Origin of the sequence: Staphylococcus pettenkoferi, from assembly GCF_002902685.1 — a bacterium.
In the GTDB taxonomy this organism is placed as follows: Bacteria; Bacillota; Bacilli; order Staphylococcales; family Staphylococcaceae; genus Staphylococcus; species Staphylococcus pettenkoferi.
This window is the reverse complement of the sequence record NZ_PPRN01000107.1, coordinates 1-1,488: the sequence shown is the minus strand read 5'-3', so window position 1 is coordinate 1,488 and position 1,488 is coordinate 1. Positions and strand designations below refer to the sequence as shown.

The 1,488-nt window shown below is 27.1% G+C and carries 3 protein-coding genes; 1 reads left to right on the top strand and 2 read right to left on the bottom strand.

Annotated features, from left to right (window positions below):
* The coding region (locus CD126_RS11900) for an Abi family protein (RefSeq protein ID WP_142381377.1) at positions 1–453 on the bottom strand (453 nt) is incomplete at its 3' end.
* A gap of 376 nt (positions 454–829) precedes the next feature.
* Between CD126_RS11900 and CD126_RS12530 the strand changes: the two genes are divergently transcribed.
* Complete coding sequence (locus CD126_RS12530; protein WP_049408564.1) at positions 830–1,120, top strand: GIY-YIG nuclease family protein; 291 nt, start codon at positions 830–832, stop codon at positions 1,118–1,120.
* A gap of 113 nt (positions 1,121–1,233) precedes the next feature.
* On the opposite strand, the gene CD126_RS12265 is transcribed toward CD126_RS12530, so the two are convergent.
* A partial coding sequence (locus CD126_RS12265) for a hypothetical protein (protein ID WP_206168296.1) occupies positions 1,234–1,488 on the bottom strand: 255 nt, incomplete at its 5' end.

The following is a 1,488-nucleotide window of genomic DNA, read 5'->3' as shown; positions in this document are numbered from 1 at the left end:
AATATAATGTTTTAATGGTTTATTTCTTCTATTACTCATTACGTTACTAAAAATGGCTACCATTTTTACAATACTATCAGTTTTAGAAGGATCATTTGAATAATTTTTAAAATATAAGTATGAGTGCGGTTCTTGGTATTGTTCACTAAAATAATAAGCAATTCTAGATTTAATATGAGTTTCAAATATTAAAATATATTCTAATAATACATTTCTTAATTTTCTGTCTAATTTATATAAAGATAATAATTCGTCGAATTCGGTTCCACTTTTATATACTTCAGGCGAAACAAATTTACCATCTTTATCTACTTGAAGGAATAGTTCTTTATATCCATTAATTACATTATAATAGTTTTCATTTTCTAAGTCTCTCTTTGCTTTCGAAGGTACAATCATACCTCTTTGTCTAAGAACTTTTAATTGTTGTTTATGAGATTTAAATGGTTTCATAACTAAAGCCTCTCTATAAAAAGTAGCCATAGCCCGAGTAGAGCTATGGCCAGATCGCTAAATAAATAATACAATAGCAGTAAAGTAAAAGCAAGACTTTTTTATCAGAACATGTTCTTCTATTTATTTTAGTTTCATAACTTGAAAAGTATAACCTTTCATCTCAATAATAATACCACCCTATCAATATTTAATAATTTTAATGTATTTTGTTAGTATGAAGCCTATGGAAGTATTAGTTCATCACTATGAAGGTTTCTTAAGTTTAATTAATAAACTAATAAGCAGAAGTATACATGTTTTATGAGGATGAAAAAGAGCTAAATGTTCAGTTTCAAAAAATCAAAGAATATTTTTCGAGACACTTAAAGAAAAAATGCTATTCTTTCAAAAAGGTATGTGGCATTTATATGTTTTAAAGTTAGAATATGATTATGTTTATGTTGGCATAACTAGCAATCTTCGTAAGAGAATTAGGAACCATTTCTTTGGGATTTGTGCCAAGATCACTCAAAAATTCATGCCTTTTGAAGTGTTGGATATCATAGAATGTAGACCAATCAGAGCAGAAGCTGAACAAATAGAAGATAATGTTACCGAACATTTATTTAATACTTATGGCAAAGATAACGTTTTTGGTGGTAAATATTGTAATACTAAAAAATAAGGGGCAGACGATAAATTCAATCTGCTCCTTATTTTTTAGTAACCACCTTGATCTTGTATCACTTTAAGATGAAAATATTTTTCAATCGTTCTAATTTCTACCAAATACTTAAATTATCTTAAGTTTATGGTTTTACTATAGTTCTCTATTGCTTCCTTATCATTTTCTAGAAATGCAGTTAGTAATTTGTAGAATTCGTGAACATTAGATATTTCAGCATATATTGATACATATTTTACGGCATCGTCAATTAAGTCGCCTAATTCTTCTATACTTAAATTTATTTCTTGTCTGAGCAATGCAACTTCTTTATAAAATTTAGCAATGTGTATCTCTCTGTTACTTGTAAAGTAATCTAATAATAATAC